12 protein-coding genes and 2 pseudogenes are annotated in these 18,475 nt (G+C 73.3%); 8 read left to right on the top strand and 6 right to left on the bottom strand.

Annotated features, from left to right (window positions below):
• Positions 1-79: 79 nt before the first annotated feature.
• Positions 80-2,212 carry a transglycosylase domain-containing protein gene (locus tag CLT72_RS15415; RefSeq protein ID WP_101412451.1) on the bottom strand — a complete coding sequence of 711 codons (2,133 nt, stop codon included), beginning with the start codon at positions 2,210-2,212 and terminating at the stop codon, positions 80-82.
• A gap of 121 nt (positions 2,213-2,333) precedes the next feature.
• Between CLT72_RS15415 and cobC the strand changes: the two genes are divergently transcribed.
• From cobC to cobA, 3 genes are read left to right on the top strand one after another with little or no spacing between them, the layout of a single operon-like run.
• Positions 2,334-3,503 carry an Rv2231c family histidinol phosphate aminotransferase CobC gene (cobC, locus tag CLT72_RS15410; RefSeq protein WP_101412450.1) on the top strand — a complete coding sequence of 390 codons (1,170 nt, stop codon included), beginning with the start codon at positions 2,334-2,336 and terminating at the stop codon, positions 3,501-3,503.
• Positions 3,503-4,594, top strand: coding sequence for a nicotinate-nucleotide--dimethylbenzimidazole phosphoribosyltransferase (gene cobT, locus CLT72_RS15405; RefSeq protein WP_101415184.1), 1,092 nt, complete (start codon positions 3,503-3,505; stop codon positions 4,592-4,594). The genes cobC and cobT overlap by 1 nt, the downstream gene beginning before the upstream one ends.
• Before the next feature lie 37 nt (positions 4,595-4,631).
• On the top strand, positions 4,632-5,927 hold the full coding sequence (gene cobA / locus CLT72_RS15400) for a uroporphyrinogen-III C-methyltransferase (RefSeq protein WP_350822992.1): 1,296 nt from the start codon (positions 4,632-4,634) through the stop codon (positions 5,925-5,927).
• A 53-nt stretch (positions 5,928-5,980) separates the two neighbouring features.
• On the opposite strand, the gene otsB is transcribed toward cobA, so the two are convergent.
• Entirely contained in the window at positions 5,981-8,542 is a 2,562-nt protein-coding gene (otsB, locus tag CLT72_RS15395) for a trehalose-phosphatase (protein ID WP_284040464.1), read from the bottom strand.
• 38 nt (positions 8,543-8,580) lie between these two features.
• Positions 8,581-9,981, bottom strand: a complete 1,401-nt coding sequence (locus tag CLT72_RS15390; RefSeq protein WP_088998779.1) for an alpha,alpha-trehalose-phosphate synthase (UDP-forming) — start codon at positions 9,979-9,981, stop codon at positions 8,581-8,583.
• A 332-nt stretch (positions 9,982-10,313) separates the two neighbouring features.
• On the opposite strand from CLT72_RS15390, the gene ettA reads away from it, so the two are divergent.
• The 4 genes from ettA (at position 10,314) to CLT72_RS15370 (ending at position 13,897) form a co-directional block, all read left to right on the top strand.
• Positions 10,314-11,990 carry an energy-dependent translational throttle protein EttA gene (gene ettA / locus CLT72_RS15385; RefSeq protein ID WP_088998780.1) on the top strand — a complete coding sequence of 559 codons (1,677 nt, stop codon included), beginning with the start codon at positions 10,314-10,316 and terminating at the stop codon, positions 11,988-11,990.
• A 1-nt stretch (position 11,991) separates the two neighbouring features.
• Complete coding sequence (locus CLT72_RS15380; protein WP_101412448.1) at positions 11,992-12,438, top strand: acyl-CoA thioesterase; 447 nt, start codon at positions 11,992-11,994, stop codon at positions 12,436-12,438.
• Positions 12,435-13,160, top strand: coding sequence for a DUF8185 domain-containing protein (locus tag CLT72_RS15375; RefSeq protein WP_101412447.1), 726 nt, complete (start codon positions 12,435-12,437; stop codon positions 13,158-13,160). The genes CLT72_RS15380 and CLT72_RS15375 overlap by 4 nt, the downstream gene beginning before the upstream one ends.
• Positions 13,161-13,309: 149 nt before the next feature.
• Complete coding sequence (locus tag CLT72_RS15370) at positions 13,310-13,897, top strand: type III secretion system chaperone family protein (RefSeq protein WP_088998782.1); 588 nt, start codon at positions 13,310-13,312, stop codon at positions 13,895-13,897.
• A gap of 58 nt (positions 13,898-13,955) precedes the next feature.
• Here CLT72_RS15370 and CLT72_RS15365 read toward each other — a convergent pair.
• The 3 genes and pseudogenes from CLT72_RS15365 to CLT72_RS15355 form a co-directional block, all read right to left on the bottom strand.
• Positions 13,956-14,446, bottom strand: a pseudogene (locus CLT72_RS15365) (globin).
• Positions 14,441-15,840 (bottom strand): annotated as a pseudogene (locus CLT72_RS15360) (MFS transporter); the annotation flags it as partial. The pseudogenes CLT72_RS15365 and CLT72_RS15360, both read right to left, overlap by 6 nt.
• Before the next feature lie 230 nt (positions 15,841-16,070).
• Complete coding sequence (locus CLT72_RS15355) at positions 16,071-17,093, bottom strand: mechanosensitive ion channel family protein (protein ID WP_350823030.1); 1,023 nt, start codon at positions 17,091-17,093, stop codon at positions 16,071-16,073.
• Positions 17,094-17,272: 179 nt separating this feature from the next.
• Between CLT72_RS15355 and CLT72_RS15350 the strand changes: the two genes are divergently transcribed.
• Positions 17,273-18,118 carry an alpha/beta hydrolase gene (locus CLT72_RS15350; RefSeq protein ID WP_101412443.1) on the top strand — a complete coding sequence of 282 codons (846 nt, stop codon included), beginning with the start codon at positions 17,273-17,275 and terminating at the stop codon, positions 18,116-18,118.
• Positions 18,119-18,475 lie beyond the last annotated feature (357 nt).

The following is an 18,475-nucleotide window of genomic DNA, read 5'->3' as shown; positions in this document are numbered from 1 at the left end:
GGCCTGCCCGGCCGATACGGGCGCCCCGGCCTGCCCCGCCGACACGGGCGCCCCGGCCTGCCAGGCCGATACGGGCGGCTCAGCCGACCATGCGGTCCGAGGGTGGGGTGAACTGGCGGGTGGGCTGGCCCTTGAGGCCGTCGCGGAGGGTCTGCGCCACCGCCTTGATCGGGATCTGCGACTGGCCGTCGCCGACCGCGTTGAACGGGTTGTCCGGGTCGGAGATGAAGCTGGCCGCCGCGAGCTCAGGGGTGTAGCCGACGAACCAGGCGGACCGGGTGCTGTCGGTGGTGCCCGTCTTGCCCGCCACCGGGCGCCCGACGGTGCCCCGCACGCTGTCCGCGGTCGACCAGCCGCCGCAGCTTCCCCGGGCCGGGGTGTCGCCGGTCGGGCAGCGGGCGGCGTCGGTGGCGGCGCGGGCCGCGTCGGCGTTCACCACCTGCCGGCAGCGGGGCTTGGCGACCTCGCGTTCGATCCCGGAGGCCGTCTTCCAGGTGGTCGGCGTGCCGTCGCGGTTGTAGATCGCCTGCACCGGGATCGCCTCGCAGTAGCGGCCGTCGGCGGCGATGGCGGCGTACGCGTTGGCCATCTCCAGGGGCGTGGCGTCGGAGACGCCGAGGGTGAACGCGCCCCACTGTTTCGCCTTGGCCGGGGACGCGTGCTCCCGGTCGACGTCGGTGCGCCAGCGCAGCCCGAGCTGCTCGGCCAGGCGGACCGCCTTGTCCGCGCCGACCTGCTCCTCCAGCCACACGAAGTACGTGTTCACCGACTTGCCGAAGCCGGACCACATGGTCTGGTTGCCGCTCATCGCGCCGCTGGCGTTGGACGGCGACCAGCCGTCGTAGACCTCGGAGCGGTACCGGTGCGGTGCGTTGAACGAGGTGGACAGCGGCATGCCCGCGTCCAGCGCGGCCAGCATCGGGAACATCTTGAACGTCGAGCCGGCCTGGTAGCCCGGCAGGTCGCCGCCGCCGAGCAGGGGCGCCACGGTGTTCGGGTAGTTCGCCTTGACGTTCGGCCCGGCCTCGGGGTTGGAGCTCTGCCCGTTCTCGCTCAGGTCCAGCGAGTACGTCCGGTTCACCGCCATCGCCTTGACCCGCCCGGTGCCGGGCTCGGAGACCACGATGCCGTTGGCGAAGGGGCTGCCGGTGTTCTCCTTGGTGCCGACGTTCTTCTCCGCCGCCTCCTGGATCTTGGGATCCATGCTGAGCACGATCCGGTAGCCGCCCCGGCGCAGCTTGTCCATCCGTTCCAGCCGGTTCTCGCCGAACGCGGGCTGCGCGCTCCACCAGTTCTTCAGGTAGTCGCAGGCGAAGCCCCAGCTGTTCCACTTCTCGGGCACGGCGGCGCAGTCGTTCGGCGGGTACGTCAGCTTGAGCCGGATCGGCTCGGACTTCGCCTGCGTGACGGCGTCCGGCGAGAGGTAGCCGAGCTGGGCCATCCGGTCGAGCACGTAGTTGCGTCGGCCGGTGGCCTCCTTCTGGTCGGAGCTGGCCGGGTCGTACTCGGAGGGGGACTTGACCAGGCCGGCGAGGGTGGCCGCCTCGACGGGGCTGAGGTCCTTGGGGGCCTTGGAGAAGAAGATCTCGCTGGCCGCGTAGATGCCGTACGCGCGGTGCCCGAAGTACGCGGAGTTGAGGTAGCGCTCCAGGATCTGGTCCTTGCTCAGTTCCTTCTCCAGGTCCATCGCCATCCGCATCTCGCGGACCTTGCGCAGGCTGGTCTGCTGGGTGGCCTCCTGCACCTCCTTCGGCGTCTTCGCGCTGTCCCGCAGCGCCATCCGCACGTACTGCATGGTGAGCGTGGAGGCGCCCTGGGAGACGCCGCTGGAGCGGGCGTTCGCCACGAAGGCGCGGGCGACGCCCTTCGGGTCGACGCCCCGGTGCTGGTAGAAGCGGTTGTCCTCGGCGGCCACGATCGCCTGCTGCATGTTCGGCGAGATGTCGGCCAGCTTCGTGTACTGCCGGTACTCCTCGTAGAACATCGTCAGCACCGTCTTGCCGTCCGGCGCGTAGACGTACGACGTCTCGGCCGGCAGCGCGGTGGTGAGGATCTTGGTCTTGTGTTCCATGGCGTGCGCCGTGACCTTGGCGCCGAGGCCGGTGGCGGCGGCCACCGGGTACGCCACGGCGGCGACCACGATGCCGGCGATCAGTCCGGCGCGGAGGAGGGGAACGAGACGACCAGCGGCAGCAAGGGGTCGGTTGCTCACACGCTCAAGTTATGACATTTCCGATTCGTACCTGAGAAATATTCATGAACGCCCGTGTGGTGATGCGGCCCACGCCGGGATGCGCTGTCCCGCGCGCCACCTTCCCGGCAGGATCGCGGACATGCGTGGTCAGCCGACCGACACCCTCCCCGCAAGCGGGCCCGAAGCCGGCCCCGGCCCCGGACCCGGACCCGGGCCCGAGGCCGAAGCCGCCGGGCCCGGGGCCGAAGCCATCCGCCCCGAGGCCGGGCCCGACCTCGCCCATCACGGGGACGCCGAGGTGGGGCCGGGGCTGGTCGACCTCGCCGTCAACGTGCGGCGCGACGCGATGCCGGACTGGCTGGCCGACCCGATCACCGCCGCGCTCGGCGACCTCGCCGCGTACCCCGACCCGGGGCCGGCCCGCGCGGCCGTCGCGGCCCGGCACGGCCGCCCGCCCGCCGAGGTGCTGCTCACCGCCGGCGCCGCCGAGGGCTTCGTGCTGCTCGCCCGGGCGCTGACCGGCGTGCGCCGGCCGGTGGTGGTGCATCCGCAGTTCACCGAGCCCGAGGCCGCGCTGCGCGCCGCCGGGCACCGGGTGGAGCGAGTGCTGCTCGACGCGGACGACGACTTCCGGCTCGACCCGGCCCGGGTGCCCGCCGACGCCGACCTCGTGATGATCGGCAACCCGACCAATCCCACGTCGGTGCTGCACCCGGCCGCCGACCTGGCGGCCCTGGCCCGGCCCGGCCGGGTGCTGGTCGTCGACGAGGCGTTCGCCGACACCACCGTTACCCCCGGCGTGGCCGGCGAACCGGAGTCGCTGGCCGCGCGGCGGGACCTGCCCGGCCTGCTGGTGGTCCGCAGCCTCACCAAGACCTGGGGACTGGCCGGCCTGCGGATCGGTTACCTGCTCGGCGAGGCGGCGCTGCTGGAGCGGTTGGCCGCCGCCCAGCCGCTCTGGGCCGTCTCCACCCCGGCCCTGGCGGCCGCGTCGGCCTGCGCCACGCCCGTCGCGGTCGAGGCCGAGCGCGCCATCGCCGTCCGGCTCGCCGCCGACCGCGACCACCTGGTCGCCCGCCTGTCGACCCTGCCCGGCGTACGCGTCGCCGGCCGACCCGCCAGCGCGTTCGTGCTGGTGCACGTGCCCGGGGCCGCCGACGTGCGGCTCGCCCTGCGGCGGCGCGGCTGGGCGGTGCGCCGGGGCGACACCTTCCCCGGTCTCGGCCCGGACTGGCTGCGCGTCGCCGTACGCGACCGGGCCACCACCGACGCGTTCACCGAGGTACTGGCAGAGATCCTGGAGGCGTGATGCTGGAGACCACGATCGCGGCGATCCGGCCGCCCGACGAGCCGGCCATGGCCGCCGCCCGGGAGTTGCAGGGGCGGCTGACGAAGCCCGCCGGCTCCCTCGGCGCCCTGGAGGAGCTCTCCGTACGCCTGGCCGGCCTGGCGGGGCACTGCCCGCCGCCGCTGCCCGAGCCGGCCGCCGTCGCGATCTTCGCCGGTGACCACGGCGTGCACGCCCAGGGGGTGACGCCCTGGCCGCAGGAGGTCACCGCCCAGATGATCGGCAACTTCCTCGCCGGCGGCGCGGTGGTCAACGCGTTCGCCCGGCAGGCCGGCGCCTCGGTCACCGTGGTCGACGTCGGCGTGGCCACCGCGCTGCCGGTCGCCGCGCCGGGCGGGCACGCCGGAGACCGGCCGGCCCGCGACGAGCCCCGGCTGGTCGCGGCGAACGTCCGCGCCGGCACCCGGGACCTGGCGGTGACCGCCGCGCTGACCCGCGACGAGGCCCGCGCGGCCGTCGAGACCGGCATCCGGGTGGCCGGCGAGCTGATCGACGCCGGCGCGGGCATCCTGCTCACCGGCGACATGGGCATCGGCAACACCACGCCCGCCGCCGCCCTGATCGCCGCGTTCGCCGGCATCGACCCGGCGGAGACGACCGGCCGGGGCACCGGGGTCGACGACCCGACGTACGCCCGCAAGGTGGCCGTCGTGCGGGCCGCGCTGCGCCGGCACGCCCCCGACCCGGCCGACCCGCTGGGCGTGCTGGCCGCCGTCGGCGGCCTGGAGCACGCCGCGCTGGCCGGGCTGGTCCTGGGCGCCGCCGCCCGCCGCACGCCGGTGCTGCTGGACGGGGTGATCGCGGTCTCCGCGGCGCTCGCCGCGGCGGCGTTCGCCCCGCACGCCGTGGCCGCCATGGTGGCCGGGCACCGCTCCGCCGAGCCGGGCGCCACGGTCGCGCTGCGCCGGCTGGGCCTGGAGCCGCTGATCGACCTCGGGCTGCGCCTGGGCGAGGGCACCGGCGCGCTGCTCGCGCTGCCGGTGGTCACCGGCGCGGTCCGGGTGCTGCACGAGGTCGCCACCTTCGACTCGGCGGGGGTGGCCGAGAAGTGAGCGGGCGAACCGGCGCGCCCGGCGGCGGGAGGGCGGCGTGAGCGGCAACCCGTACCCGCTGGGCCTGCGCCTCGCCGGCCGACGGGTGGTCGTGGTGGGCGGGGGAGCGGTGGCCACCCGGCGGGTGCCGGCCCTGCTCGACGCCGGCGCGGACGTCCTGCTCGTCGCGCCGGAGCTGACCCCGGCGCTGCGCGCGCACGTCGACGCGGGACGGCTGCACTGGGCGCCGCGCCGGTTCGCCCCCGACGACCTGGACGGCGCGTGGCTGGTGCAGGTCGCGATCGACGACCCGCTCGCCGCCGCGTCGGTCAGCGCCGCCGCCGCCGAGCGCCGCATCTTCTGCGTACGCGCCGACGACCGCGCCGCCGCCACCGCCTGGACCCCGGCCGTGACCCGGCACGGGCCGGTGACCGTGGCGGTGCTCGGCGGGGGCGACCCGCGCCGGGCGATGGCCGTCCGCGACGCCGTGCGCGCCCTGCTGGAGGTGCGCGAGGGCACCCTGTCGACGCCCGCGGCACCGGAGGGGACGACGTCGGGCACCCGGCCCGGGCGGGTGGCACTTGTCGGCGCCGGCCCCGGGGACCCGGAGCTGATCACCGTCCGGGGCTGGCGGCTGCTCACCGAGGCCGACGTGGTGGTCGCCGACCGGCTCGTCCCCGGCCTGCTCCTCGACGAGCTGCGCGCCGACGTCGAACTGGTCGACGCCTCCAAGATCCCCTACGGCCCGTCCCGCGCCCAGGAGGAGATCAACCGGATCCTGGTGGACCGGGCCCTCGCCGGCCGGTCCGTGGTGCGGCTCAAGGGCGGCGACCCGTACGTCTTCGGCCGTGGCGGCGAGGAGCTGCTGGCCTGCGCGGCGGCCGGCGTGCCGGTGACCGTGGTCCCCGGCGTGACCAGCTCGATCGCCGCCCCGGCGGCGGCGGGCATCCCGGTCACCCACCGGGGGGTGGCCCACGAGTTCACCGTGGTCTCCGGGCACGTCGCGCCCGACTCGCCGGCCTCCCTGGTCCGCTGGGACGCGCTGGCCGGACTGCGCGGCACGCTGGTCGTCCTGATGGGGCTGAAGAACCTCGCGGCGATCACCGCGACGCTCATCGCGCACGGCCGGCCGGCGCAGACGCCGGCCGCCGTGGTGCAGGAGGCGACCACCGGGGCCCAGCGGGTGCTGCGTTCCACGCTCGGCGCGGTGGCCGCCGACGTGGTCGCCGCGGGGCTGCGCCCACCCGCCGTGGTGGTGCTGGGGGACGTGGTCGACACCCTCGCCGGGGCTGGCGCTGCGGGACTTCCGGACAGCCCGCTCGCTCCGGGCGGTCAGGCTGACCCCGTGGAATGAGCGACGACGGCCGGAGAGAAGTTTCTCTCCGGCCGCCGTCTTCGCTGGTCAGGTCACTGCTTGAGCATGTTGTCCAGCAGCAGCGCGCAGCGGATCAGGCCGAGGTGGCTGTACGCCTGCGGGTGGTTGCCCAGCCCGCGCTCGGCCATCGGGTCGTACTGCTCGGGCAGCAGGCCCGTCGGGCCGGCGGTGTCCACCATCTGCGAGAACAGCTCCTCGGCGTCGGTACGCCGCCCGGTGCGCAGGTACGCCTCGATGAGCCACGCCGTGCAGATGTGGAAGCCGCCCTCGCGCCCCGGCAGGCCGTCGTCCCAGTGGTAGCGGTAGACGACCGGGCCGCTGCGCAGGTCCGCCTCGATCCGCAGGACGGTGGAGAGGAAGCGCGGGTCGTCGCCGGGGAGCAGGCCCGACAGCCCGATCCACAGCGACGAGGCGTCCATGTCCTCGTCCCCGTACGCCACGCTGTAGGCCTCGACGGTCTCGTGCCAGCCGTACTCCAGCACGTTGGCGCCGATGCGGTCGCGCAGCTCCACCCACTCCGGGCGGTCCTCGCCGCCGTGCTGGCGCATGACGTGCAGCGCCCGGTCGACGGTCATCCAGCACATCACCTTCGAGAAGATGTGGTGCCGCGGGGGGAGGCGGGCCTCCCAGATGCCGTGGTCGGGCTCGTGCCAGCGGCGACGGACCGCCTCGACCATGTTGTCGAGCACCCGCCACTCGTCCTCGCGTACGGAGCCGCGGGCGTCGGCGACGGCCGCGATCAGGTCCGCGATGGGGCCGAACACGTCGAGCTGGAGCTGGTGGTTGGCGAGGTTGCCGACCCGCACCGGGCGGGAGCCGGCGTACCCGGGCAGGGTGTCGATGACCGCCTCGGCGCCCAGCTCGTAGCCGTCGACCGTGTAGAGCGGGTGCAGCCGCTCCGGGTGCCCGCCGGTGCGCTCGATGCACCCGTCGACCCAGCGCAGCAGCGCCTCGGCCTCCTCGATCGAGCCCAGGTCGACCAGGGACCGCGCGGTCATCGCCGCGTCCCGCAGCCAGCAGTAGCGGTAGTCCCAGTTGCGGACGCCGCCCAGCTCCTCGGGCAGCGACGTGGTCGCGGCGGCCAGGATCGAACCGGTGGCCTCGTGGCAGAGCCCGCGCAGGGTCAGCGCGCTGCGCACCACCAGGTCCCGGGCGGTGCTCGGCAGCCGCAGGGTGGCCACCCAGTCCTTCCACGGCTGCTCGGCCAGGGTCTGCCGCTCGTGCACCGGCAGCCGGTGGTGTTCCAGGCTGTGCGTGCCGAAGCGCAGCTCCAGCACGACCTGCCCGCCGGCGGCGGAGAGGTCGACGACCGCCTTGGCCGTCTCGTAGCCGCCGTCGTTGGTGACCTGCCACTCGACCCCGGGGGAGTAGAGCGCGACCGGCTCGTTGGAGCCGAGCACCAGCAGGCCGTCGCCGATCGGCTGCAACTGCACCGCGACCTGGCCGAACTCGGGCCGGGGCGCGAACTCCAGCCGGGCCCGGCCCGAGCCGGTCAGCACCCGGACCAGGGTCGAGTCGCCGCTGACGACGGCCGGGCCGTCGGGCGTGGTCTCCCTGGCCGGCTTGTCGAGCCAGTCGGTGACGGTCAGGCCCGACCACCGGGTCTCGACGGTCATCGTGCCCGAGCGGTAGCGCTGGCCGAGCGGGATGCCGCCGCGCTCCGGGGCGACGCTGAAGTGCCCGGCCGGGCTGCCACCGACCAGGTCGGCGAAGATCGCCGCCGAGTCCGGCTTGGGGTGGCAGAGCCAGGTGACCTTGGCTTCGGGGGTGAGCAGGGCCACCGTCCGGCCGTTGGCCAGCATCGAGTGCCGCTCGATGGGGACCGCCCGCTCGCCGAAGAGCCAGTGCCGCCGGGTCTCCAGCAGCAGGCCGAGGGCGCGGGCGGCCTCGATCGGCTCGGCGACCCGGTAGCCGGCCTTGGTGTCGCCGGGACCGATCTTGATGCCGACGTCCGGCCCGTGCAGGTTGCCGAAGGCGTTCTCGTCGGTGACGTCGTCGCCGATGAAGAGCACCGCGCTGGCGGAGAGCTGGGTGCGCAGCTGGTCGACGGCCGTGCCCTTGTGGGTGGCGACCACCGACAGCTCGATGACCTCCTTGCCCTGCGTGACCGTGACGTCGTCCCAGGTGGCGGGGCCGCTGCGGACCGCCTCGATGGCGGCTGCCGCGACCTCCGGGGCCACCCCGCGGGTGTGCACGGCGACGCTCGCCGGCTTGCGCTCCAGCCGGATGCCCGGGTGCGCCGAGGCGATCTCGCGCAGGGCGTCGCGCAGCCGGGTACGGACCGCGATCAGCTCGGGGGAGAGCCGCTCGACGAACCCGATGTCGAACTCGGAGCCGTGGCTGCCGACCAGGTGGACCTCGCTGGGCAGCCGGGAGAGCGCGGCGAGGTCGCGCAGGGCCCGCCCGGAGACCACCGCCACGGTGGTCTGGGGCAGGGCGGCCAGGGCCCGGACGGCCGCCACCGACTCCGGCAGCGGCACGGCCTTGCTCGGGTCCTCCACGATCGGCGCCAGGGTGCCGTCGTAGTCGCAGGCGATCAGAAGCTGGGGCACCCGGGCGATGCGGCCGATGGCGGCGCGCAGTTCCGGGTCCATCGTGCCGGCCGCCGGGGTGATGATCTCGCTGGCGGCGTTCACGCGACCTCCGATTGAGGCACACCGAGCTCGGTGAGGAACGACTTCGCCCAGTGCCCCACGTCGTGGGTGCGTAGGTGGCGTTGCATTGTCCGCATTCTGCGGCGGGCCTCCGGCTTCTCGACATGCACGGCCCTCAGCAGGGCGTCCTTGACCGCGTCTGGGTCGTGCGGGTTACACAGGAACGCCTGACGCAGCTCGGTTGCGGCGCCGGCGAACTCGCTGAGCACGAGTGCACCGCCCTGGTCGGCGCGCGATGCGACGTACTCCTTGGCTACCAGGTTCATTCCGTCTCGCAGCGGGGTCACCATCATCACGTCCGCGGCGGCGTACATCGCGGCCAGTTCAGTGCGACTGTACGACTGATGCAGATAATGCACCGCCGGCACGCCGACCCTGCCGAATTCGCCATTAATCCGACCGACCTCGCGCTCCACCTTCACGCGTAGTGCCTGGTAGTGCTCCACGCGCTCGCGGCTGGGCGTGGCGACCTGCACCATGACCGCATCGGGAACTGTCAACTTTCCGTCAGCCAGCAGTTCGCGGAAGGCCTTCAGGCGCAACTCGATGCCCTTGGTGTAATCCAGCCGGTCGACGCCCAGGATGATCGTCTTCGGGTTGCCCAGCTCCTCGCGGATCTCCTTCGCCCGGGCCTGGATCGCCGGGTCGGTGGCCAGCCGCTCCATCTCCCTGGTGTCGATGGAGATCGGGAATGCGCCGGCCTTCACCTGGCGGCCGTCGACCTGGATCATCTGCCCCTCGTAGCGCAGCCCGAGCAGGTGCCGGGCCAGCCGGACGAAGTTCTGCGCGGCGAGGCGCTGCTGGAACCCGACCAGGTCGGCGCCGAGCAGGCCGCGCAGGATCTCGGTGCGGAACGGCATCTGCATGAACAGCTCGATGGGCGGGAACGGGATGTGCAGGAAGAAGCCGATCCGCAGGTCGGGCCGCAGCTCGCGGAGCATCGCCGGGACGAGCTGGAGCTGGTAGTCCTGCACCCAGACCGTCGCCCCCTCGGCCGCGACCTCCGCCGCGGCCTCCGCGAAGCGGGCGTTGACCAGGCGGTACGCCTCGCGCCAGCGGCGCTTGTAGGCCGGCGTCTCCACCGCGTCGTGGTAGAGCGGCCAGATCGTCGCGTTGGACTGGCCCTCGTAGTAGCGCTCCAGTTCCTCCGCGCTCAGCGGTACCGGGTGCAGCCGGATGCCCTCCAGGTCGAAGGGCTCGGGGGCGGCGCCGGTGCCGCCGGCCCAGCCGACCCAGGTGCCCTGGTGCTCGGCGAGGACGGGATGCAGTGCGGTCACCAGCCCTCCTGGGCTGCGACGCCACTGCCGTCCTTCGGGGGTGCTCACCTCGTCGACGGGTAGCCGGTTCGCCACTACGACAAAGGAGCTGCGGACGGTCACGTTCGGCCACCTCCGGGTGCTGACGGGTCAACCGCGAATGAGCGTACTGAGCGTAGCTGCGGCTTCTGGGGCCCCGTGCCGGAGTCACCTACCCTTCCCACGATGGTCCAACCCCTGGCGTGATCTTGTCGATACCCCTTTCCGGAAGCAGGGGTGGCGCGCCGCGTCCGGAGCGTCGGAGGCGGGGTGATGTGGGCGCGGCGCCGCGTACCTGTCAGGATTGAGGATGGCGTGCGTGCGGCCGGCCACCGGCCGGCGGCGGCGGGCGGAGGTCGAAGCCCGCGCCCGCGCCCGCCGGCCCCAGTCGCAACCCTACGGAGGTAGCCCACACCGTGGCCCAGTACATCTACGTCCTCGAGAAGGCGCGCAAGGCGCACGGCGACAAGGTCGTGCTCGACAACGTGACGCTGAGCTTCCTGCCGGGGGCCAAGATCGGTGTGGTCGGCCCGAACGGCGCGGGCAAGTCCAGCCTCCTCAAGATCATGGCAGGACTGGACAAGCCGAGCAACGGCGAGGCCCGGCTGATGCCCGGCTACACCGTCGGCATGCTCGCCCAGGAGCCCCCGCTCAACGACGCCAAGACCGTGCTCGGCAACGTCGAGGAGGCGGTCGCCGAGACCAAGGCCAAGCTGGAGCGGTTCAACAAGATCGCCGAGCAGATGGCCACCGACTACTCCGACGAGCTGATGGAGGAGATGGGCCGGCTCCAGGAGGAGCTGGACCACCTCGACGCGTGGGACATCGACTCCAAGCTCGAACTGGCGATGGACGCGCTGCGCTGCCCGCCGCCGGACGCCGACGTCACCCAGCTCTCCGGCGGTGAGCGCCGCCGCGTGGCGTTGTGCAAGCTGCTGCTGGAGGCTCCCGACCTGCTGCTGCTCGACGAGCCCACCAACCACCTGGACGCGGAGAGCGTCTCCTGGCTGGAGCAGCACCTGGCCAAGTACGCCGGCACCGTCATGGCGATCACCCACGACCGGTACTTCCTCGACAAGGTGGCCGGCTGGATCCTGGAGCTGGACCGCGGCCGGGCCATCGGCTACGAGGGCAACTACTCCACGTACCTGGAGAAGAAGGCCGCCCGGCTCGCCGTCGAGGGCCGCCGCGACGCCAAGATGAAGAAGCGGCTCACCGAGGAACTGGAGTGGGTCCGCTCCAACGCCAAGGCGCGGCAGACCAAGTCCAAGGCCCGACTCGACCGCTACGACGAGATGGCCAACGAGGCGGAGAAGACCCGGAAGCTGGACTTCGAGGAGATCCAGATCCCGCCGGGCCCGCGCCTGGGCAACACGGTCATCGAGGTGCAGAACCTGAGCAAGGGCTTCGGCGACCGGCTGTTGATCGACAACCTGTCGTTCTCGCTGCCGCGCAACGGCATCGTCGGCATCATCGGTCCGAACGGCGTCGGCAAGACCACCCTGTTCAAGACCATCGTCGGGCTGGAGCAGCCGACCAGCGGCGAGGTCCGGGTCGGCCCCACCGTCTCGCTGTCGTACGTCGACCAGAACCGGCAGGGCCTCGACGGTGACAAGAGCGTCTGGGAGGTCGTCTCCGACGGCTTGGACTACCTCATGGTCGGCAAGGTCGAGATGCCGTCGCGGGCCTACATCGCGGCGTTCGGGTTCAAGGGGCCGGATCAGCAGAAGCCGACCAAGGTGCTCTCCGGCGGCGAGCGCAACCGGCTCAACCTCGCGCTGACGCTGAAGATCGGCGGCAACGTGATCCTGCTCGACGAGCCCACCAACGACCTGGACGTGGAGACGCTCTCCAGCCTGGAGAACGCGCTGCTGGAGTTCCCCGGCTGCGCCGTGGTCATCTCCCACGACCGGATGTTCCTCGACCGGGTCTCCACGCACATCCTGGCGTGGGAGGGCGACGACGAGGACCCGGCCCGGTGGTTCTGGTTCGAGGGCAACTTCGAGGCGTACGAGAAGAACAAGATCGACCGGCTCGGCGCGGAGGCGGCCCGACCGCACCGGGTGACCTACCGCAAGCTGACCCGCGACTGACGTGGCAGACCGTTTCGTGTACCACTGCACCCTGCGGTGGTCCGACCTGGACGCGTACGGGCACATCAACAACTCGCGCTTCCTCACCCTCTACGAGGAGGCCCGGGTGGCGTTGATGTTCGCCGGCGGCCGGGCGTGGGGCGTGGGTTCGTTCGCCGACGGCGTCGTGATCAGCCGGCACGAGATCGACTACCTGCGCCCGGTCGAGTACGCCCTCGGCCGGGCCACCGCCGAGGCCGCCCCCACGGTGCGCATCGAGCTGTGGGTGGAGGAGATCCGGGGCGCGTCCTTCACCGTCGCCTACGAGCTCTTCGACGGTGACGTGCTGGCCAGCCGCGCACGCTCGGTGCTGGTGCCGTTCGACCTGACCCGGCAGCGGCCCCGGCGGATCACCCCGGAGGAGCGGACGTTCCTGCTCACGTACGCGCCGCAGGAGCCGGCGGCGTGACGGCGACCGACGGGCCGGCCGCCCCGGGGCGGGCCGCTGGCGGCGGTCCGGTCGGCGGCGGGCACGGGATCGCGGACGCCGCCGACGCCGGGGCCTTCCTGGCCCGCCTCGTCCGGCTGGACCGCGACGCGCCGGTCCGGCTCCGCTCCGGCGGTGTGCGGGGCCGTACGGCCCTCTGGGGGCGTCTGCCGTGGGGTGTGCTGGTCGTCCGGACGGTGGCCGGCGACGGCCCCGGCGACGCCACGGTCTCGGCCGGGGAACTGCTTGCCGAGTTGGCGGCGGGCGGTGCGGCGCTGCCGACGCGGCGGGACGAGCGGTGGCGCTGGCCGCTGCCGCCCACGGCGAGCCGCCGGGTGGAGACGCTGCCGGGCGGCGAGCTGCGGCGGGTCGCGGCGGCGGCGGCCGACGCCCTGCGCGAGGCCGGCACCCACGGCGTCGGCGGCCGTGCCGTCGGGCAACGGGCGCTGCGCGACGCGCTGCTCGACCACGTGCCGGTGGTCGTCACCCCGGACGACCCACCCGGCGAGCCGGTGGAGGTGACCCAGCGGATGGTCCAGGGGTTGGTCCGGATGGGCTTCCTGGGGGCGTCCGAGGGGTCGGCCGAGACGGGGGACGGGGGCGACGTCCAGGTGCGGACGGTCGGCCGTTGGGTCGGACTGGTGGGACCGTACGGAGCGATCTGGTCGCAGAAGGCCACGGAACTTGCCGTGCGGCCGCTCTGAGGTCATCCGTTCGGATGACCCGCATTCATTCTTCTGTCCTGGGGCTGCCGTTGGGGGGGTGCCTCAACCCGGCTGTCCGGGTACCGTCCATCCTCGGATCCAACGCACCGTAGGCGAGTGGATCCGCTGGGGAGTGAGGTGCGCGAGCGATGCCGTGGTGGTCATGGCGCCCCGGTCCCGCCAACGGCGGCGGCGACCCGGAAAGGCGGAGCGGGGTCACAGTGGAGAGCACCGTCCGGGTCGGACCACCGACCCCGCGTCAGCCGGGAGACGACTGCCCACCGACGGAGCGAGCCGTGATCGCGGACATGCCCGCCACGGTCGAGCCGGTCACCCTGCGCCGCGTCTGCGACGCACTCGACATGCTCGACGTGCGCTACCTGGCCGACGGCGACGGCAACCTGCTGGCCATGTGGGAGCGGCACGCCGTGCTGGTCACACTGGAGGGTCCGGAGGACGAGATCCTGGTGATGCGGGCCCGTCCACACGCGACGGTGCCGCCGGACTGGGCCGACCGCGCCTACCGGGTGGTCAACGAGTGGAACCACACCCGCCGCTTCTGCAAGGCCTACATCGGCGACCCGACCGAGCGCGGCCAGCTGCCGATCTACGCGGAGTTGCAGGTGCCGTTCGGCGCCGGGGCGCACGACGCGCTGCTGGTCGAGATGCTCGACTGCGGCGCGGCGGTCGCCACCAGCTTCGTGGACTGGCTGCACGACGAGGGCGCCCTGCTCTGAGCCGTCCCGGCGGTGCCGGGCGCGGATCGGCGCACGACCCCGGTCGGGCCGACCGGGGTCAGGCCGGGCCCGCCGGGTCCTCCATTGCGTTGACCATGAAGAAGGCGGCCCGCTCCAGGTAGTCCCAGAGCGCCGTGGCGATCTCCGGCGGCAGGGCGAGACGGTCGACGGCGCGGCGCATGTGCAGCAGCCACGCGTCCCGCTCGGCGGCGCCGATCCGGTACGGCGCGTGGCGCATCCGCAGCCGCGGGTGTCCGCGCTGCGCCGAGTACGTGTTGGGGCCGCCCCAGTACTGCATGAGGAACAGGGCCAGCCGGTCCGCGGCCGGGCCCAGGTCCTCCTCGGGATACATGGGGCGCAGCAGCGGGTCGGTGGCGACCCCGGCGTAGAACTCGTCCACCAGCTTGCGGAAGGTGGGCTCGCCGCCGACCGCTTCGAAGAGGGTCATCGACGCACCGGGCCGGTCGGACTCACCTGCGGCATTCACCGTTCCATCCTGCCAGGTGCCGCGCCGGCCGACCGGGGGGTGCCGGCTGTGGGCCGGGTCACCGTGTGCCGCTGCCGTCCCGCCGGGCCGGGGCGACCGCCCAGCGCCCCGCCGGCCTGCCGGCCGGTTCCTCCCCGTGCCGCTCCGGCATGCCCTGACCCGCCTGCCGGGGGGCGGACGCGCCCGGCTGCTGGGCCGCCTCGATGGCCGCGTCGATCGTCGAGCGGCTCGGCCAGTGCAGGGCGGCGAGCGTCATCAGCAGCACCCCGACCGCGCTCCACACCCCGACCACGACCGGGATGGAGAACCGCTCGGCCAGCAGCCCGGTCACCAGGACGGCCAGGCCCTGGATGACCTGGACGCCGGTCGCCATCACGCCGAAGGCGCGGGCCCGGAAACCGTCGGGCAGGGCCCGGACGAAGAGCCCGTTGGCCACCGGCAGCATGCCGGCGACGGCGAACCCGCAGGCGGCGGCGAGCAGCGCCACCACCAGCGGCGGCGGGTCGAGCAGGGCGGGCACCAGGGCCAGCGGCGAGAGCACCGCCAACGGCCGCATCAGACTCAGCCGGCGGTCCGGTCCGAACGCCCGGCTGACGATCAGCCCGCCGAGGATGAAGCCGACGGGGTTCGCGGCCATGATGATGGCCTGGGCGGCCCCGGCGTCCAACTGGCCGGCGTGCTCGTTCGCCCAGGCGGCGGCGAGGCCCTCCGGCACCACGGAGAAGAGCATGGCCGCGAAGACCAGCACGGCGATGGCCCGCAGCACCGGGGTGCCGAACACGATCTGGAAGCCCTGCGCGGTCTCCCGCAGCAGGTGGCTGCGGTGCGCGGCGGTCATCGCCGTCGGCCGGTCGGCCACGCCGAAGCGCACCAGCGCGGCCGACAGGGCGAAGGTCGCGGCGTTCACCAGCAGCGCGGCGGTCGGATCGAACGCGGCGATGGCCGCGCCCGCCAGGTAGCCGACGACCTGCGCGGCCTGGCCGACGCTGCTGATCATCGACAGGCCGACCACCAGGCGGTCCCCGGTGAGGATCAGCGGGATCAGCGCCGACTTGGCGGCCTGGCTCGGTGGATTGGCCAGGGTGGTGGCGAAGAGCAGGGCCAGGATCATCGCGACGGGCATGCCGGGGATGGCGATGCACACCATCAGCAGCATCCGGACGAGATCGCAGATCACCATGACCTGCCGGTAGCGGTGCCGCTCCGCGAGCGTGGCGAGCAGGGGACCGCCGACCAGCCAGGGCAGGTAGCTCACCGCGAAGGCGGCGGCGGAGAGCGCGACGGACCGGGTCTCCTCGTAGACCAGCAGGGTGACCGCGGCCTTGGCGATGTAGTCGCCGATCCAGGAGAGAGCGCTCGCTGTGAAGACGGCGCCGTACTCGCGATTGGCGAACACCTCGCGGAAGGTAGCCGGACCCTCCGGGGATGGTCGCTCGTCAGGCACCGTCGCCTCCATCGTTCCCCTGGGCGGGCCACTTGTGATGGACGGCCCGGGAACCGTCGTCAGATCTACGGATCAGCGAGGACGTGATCACGCTCCGGGGGAGCGCGTGCACCGGATTTTGCCCGATCGTCCGACGACTGGCTAGGGCGAAGGGGTTGATCGTCGCATCCCCGACTGAACGAACGGACGATACCCGAGGGGCCGCCCGGCTCGCGACCCCCGCCGGCCGTCGCCCCGGCGCCTCAGGTGGCGCCCCCCTGCCCGGTCTCGCCGGGGGCGCGGACCGGGATGCCGGGATAGAGCCGGGCGGCGGCGATCTTCGCGGTGATACCCGAATTCTCCAGCGCCTCGGCGAGCCGGCGGCGCAACTCCCGGCCGACGGCGAACTGCCCGTCGGCGCTCGTCTTCACCACCGTACGGATCACCGCGCCGTCGACCGTCATCTGCTCGACGCCCAGCACCTCCGGCGCCTCGACGATCTCCGGCGCCAGGTCGGGGTCCATCGCCACCGACGCGGCGGCGGTCCGCAGCACGGCCGTGGCCTCCTCCGTGCCGGCGAAGCCGATGGGCAGGTCGACCACCACCAGGGCCCAGCCCTGGCTCTTGTTGCCCACCCGGACGATCTCGCCGTTGCGGATGTACCAGAGCACGCCCCGCCCGTCGCGCACGGTGGTGACCCGCAGCCCGACCGACTCCACCACGCCGGTCGCCTCGCCGAGGTCCACGGTGTCGCCGACGCCGTACTGGTCCTCGATCAGCATGAACAGGCCGGCGATCAGGTCCTTGACCAGGCTCTGCGCGCCGAAGCCCAGGGCCACGCCCGCGATGCCGGCGCTGGCCAGCAGCGGGGCCAGGTCGAAGCTGAACTCCTTGAGGATCATCAGCAGCGCGATGCCGAAGATGAACGCGGTGCTCAGGCTGCGCAGCACCGACCCGATCGCCTCGGCCCGCTGCCGGCGTCGCTCCGGCACGAACTCGCCGGGCTCGCCGGCGGCGGTGGGGATCCGCTCGCGCAGCGGACGCAGCATGGTCGGTACGCCGGCGTCGGTGGTCGTCCGCACCAGTCGGCGGATCGTCCGGTGCACCAGCCACCGGGCGGCGACCGCCAGCAGCAGGATCATCACGATCCGCAGCGGCTTGAGCAGGATCCAGTAGCTGCCCTCGGCGAACCACACCGAGCCGGTCATGTCGTAGACGCTCTTGCAGAGGGCGTCGTCCAGACAGGTCGGCGACGGAGCCGGGTCCGGCGCCTCGACGGCGGGCAGGGCGGGCAGCGTCAGGCTGGCAACGGTCACGCTGTCTTCGTACCGCACCCGGCGGGGCCGGATCCCGTCGACCCTCCGCGTCGTGACCCGGCCCCGGCTGAGGCGTGCGGCCGGGCGCGGGCGTACGGGCCAGGTGTGCCCCCGGGAATGCGAGGTGGCAGCGCACCTACCATGATCAAATGACAGCTTCCACCTTCGTCTTCGTGCCCGGTGCCGGCAGCAACTCGTTCACGTGGGCGCCCATGCAGCGGGAGCTGGCCCTGCGCGGGCACCGCTCGCTGGCCGTCGACCTGCCCGGGCACGGCTTCGGCGCGACGTTCCCGGCGGCGTACCAGGCCCCGCAGGACCTGGCCGCCCTGGCGACCACGCCGAGCGCGATGGCCGGCATCGGCCACGCCGACAACGTGGCGCACGTCCTGGACGTCGTGCGGCGGGTACGCGAGCACGGGCCCGTCATCCTGGTCGGGCACAGCCGGGGCGGGCTCACCCTGACCGGGGTCGCGAACGCCGCCCCGGAACTGGTGGACCGCCTGGTCTACATCTCGGCGTGGTGCTGCGCCGCCGACACCCCGGCCGGCTACCAGGCCTCGGCGGAGAACGCGTCGAGCGCCCTGAACGACGTCGGCGGCCTGCTCGCCGCGAACCCGATGGAACTCGGCGCGCTGCGGTTCAACTGGCGCACCGCCGACCCCGCACTGCTCGCCATCCTCCGGGAGGCGGTCCTGGCCGACGGCACCGACGACGAGTTCCACGGCTACCTCAACACCCTGGAGCCGGACGAGAGCCTGGACGCCGGCGAGGAGCGGGCCGACCCCGAGACCTGGGGTCGCGTCCCCCGCACCTACGTGCGGCTCACCGCCGACCGGGCGATGCCGATCGCGCTCCAGGACCGGTTCATCGCCGATGCCGACGAGCTCACCCCGGACAACCCGTTCGACGTCCGGTCCCTCGACGTCAGCCACGCCGCCGTGCTGGTCCGCCCCGAGGAGACCGCGGCACTGCTGTCCTCCCTGGTGCGGGTCTGACGGGGCCCGTGTCGACGCCCGACGCGGCCGGCGACGCGCGAAGGAGACGGCACCGGATCGCACCGCACGGTCGGTGATCGAATGCGGCCCGCCGTGTACGCCGGAAACGGCCTTCGTGGGCGTTTGCTCCCGCCGGCGTCCCATGGTGGATTCCCGCCTGACGTCAGCCACTCCAGCCATCACGATTCTCCTTGATCGTGTTTACCGGATTCAATGCGTAAACATGATCATCGGATCGTGGTTCCGGGGCGGTGGGGCGCGGTGGCGGGCGCCGGGCGGCCGGCGGCGTGGGAAGGGTCCGGCGCTGCTCAGAGGGCGGATCTGCCCGTTTCCGGGTGATGCCCGATCGGCTTCCGA

This window comes from Micromonospora sp. CNZ309 (genome assembly GCF_002846525.1).
The sequence above is the reverse complement of the archived record's forward strand: the minus strand, read 5'-3'. Positions and strand labels throughout refer to the sequence as shown.